Origin of the sequence: Steroidobacter sp. (genome assembly GCF_016790065.1) — a bacterium.
Taxonomy (GTDB): domain Bacteria; phylum Pseudomonadota; class Gammaproteobacteria; order Steroidobacterales; family Steroidobacteraceae; genus Steroidobacter.
Genome location: NZ_JAEUPY010000408.1, coordinates 1 through 1939, shown reverse-complemented (window position 1 = coordinate 1939; position 1939 = coordinate 1). Strand labels below are relative to the sequence as shown.

Annotated in this window: 1 protein-coding gene and 1 pseudogene; both read right to left on the bottom strand. The window is 61.8% G+C overall.

Annotation, left to right across the window (positions count from 1 at the left end; genetic code table 11):
• Positions 1-225 (bottom strand): annotated as a pseudogene (locus JNL55_RS16780) (hypothetical protein); the annotation flags it as partial.
• 94 nt (positions 226-319) lie between these two features.
• The coding region (locus tag JNL55_RS16775) for a M3 family metallopeptidase (protein ID WP_293855910.1) at positions 320-1939 on the bottom strand (1620 nt) is incomplete at its 5' end.

Here is a 1939-nt window from a genome sequence, read left to right as displayed (position 1 = left end):
TTGCTTCACTTTGTCCAGCTCGGCGGTCGAGAATTCGAACGAAGCGATGTTCTGGGACACGGCCACGCCCAACGCGTACAGCGCCTTGTCGTCTTCGCTGCCGGCCAGCGTGGCAGCCGAGGCTGCTGCGGTATCCGCGCTCTCGGTTTTCGGGCCGGTGGCGAACAGCTTTACCGCCACCACGAATATCACGAACCCGACCGTCGCTATCAAAAACGCGCGCATGGGAGTCCTTATGCGGTGTGAAAAAAGGGCGGCCAGCATACAGCATCGGCCGCCCTTGCATGATTACCGCCGCTGTCTGAGGGCGGCGACGGGGTCAGCGCGCCGCTGCCTCTGTGCCGCCGGTCAAACCCCGGGCTTCCAGCAGCGGGCCGATGTCCGGTTGTTTGCCGTAGAAGTCCCGGAACAGGGTCAGCGCGTCCGCACTGAAGCCCTTGGACAGCACCTTGGCGCGGAGCAGGTCGCCGTTCTCGCGCTTCAAGCCGCCATGGGTCTTGAACCAGTGTTCGGTATCGCGTGCCAGCACTTCGCTCCAGATGTATGCGTAGTAGCCGGCCGAATAACCGATGGGGCTGGAGAAGATGTGCAGGAAGTAGCTGGAGCGGTAACGCGGCGGCACCGGCGGGAAGTCCACCTGCGCGGCTTTCAGGGCCTCGGCTTCGAAGCGCTGGATGTCGGCCGCGGCCGGTGTCTTGCCGGGTGCCAATTGGTGGTAGCTCTGATCCAGGATGGCCGCCGCCAGATATTCGGTGGTGGCATAGCCTTGATTGAACTTCTGTGCCGCCAGCACTTTGTCCATCAACTCCTTGGGCATGGGCGCGCCGGTCTGATGATGCTTGGCGTAGTTGGCCAGCACGCGCGGCTCGGTGGCCCACATCTCGTTGTACTGCGACGGATACTCCACGAAATCGCGCGGCACATTGGTGCCCGAGAACTGCGGATACTGCACGCTCGAGAACAAACCATGCAGCGCGTGGCCGAACTCGTGGAAGCTGGTGGTCACTTCATCCCAGGTCAGCAAGGTTGGCTGACCGGCCGGCGGTTTGGGAATGTTGAGCGTGTTGGTGACCACCGGCTTGTTGCCGAACAGTCGCGACTGTTCCACGAAGCTGTTCATCCACGCGCCGCCGCGTTTGTTGCTGCGAGCGTAGGGATCGAAAAGAAACATGCCGAGCTGCGACCCGTCGCGGTCGAAGACTTCGAACACGCGCAGGTCGTCGGTGTAGACCGGCAGATCCTTGCGCTCTTTGAACTTGATGCCGTACAGCTCCTGGGCTGCGAACAGCACGCCGTCAACCAGCACGCGATTCAGTTCGAAGTACGGGCGCACCTGCGCTTCGTCATAAGCGAACTTTTTGGCGCGCACTTGTTCGGCGTAGAAGTCCCAATCCCAAGCCTGTAGTTGAAAGCTCGGCGTGCTGTTGGTTTTGGCTTGCGTGTCGATGAGCTGCTGCATGTCGGCGGCTTCGCGCTTGGCGTTGGCGATCGCGGCGGGTGCGAGTTGATGCAACATGCCGTTGACGGCCTCGGCGGTCAGTGCCGTTTCGTCTTCGAGCACATAGGCGGCGTGATTTGGATACCCCAGCAGCTTGGCGCGATCGGCGCGTAGCTTGACGATGTCTGCCAGAGACTGAGTGGTGTCGAATTCACCCGACCAACCGCGGCCGACCGAGGCTTTGAACAAACGTTCGCGCACGGCGCGATTCTTCAAGTCCGCCAATGGCGGCTGACCGGTCGTGTTCAGCAGCGTCAGCACCCATTTGCCTGCTTTGCCGCGTGCTTTGGCGGCTTCGGCGGCAGTGGCGATTTGCGAATCGCTCAAGCCGTCGAGCTCGGCGCGGCTGTCGATCACGAGGGCAGCGGCGTTGTCGCCCTTGAGCACGAGTTGCCGAAATTCGGTGGTCAGCGACGAAATCTTTTCATTGAGCGCGCGCAG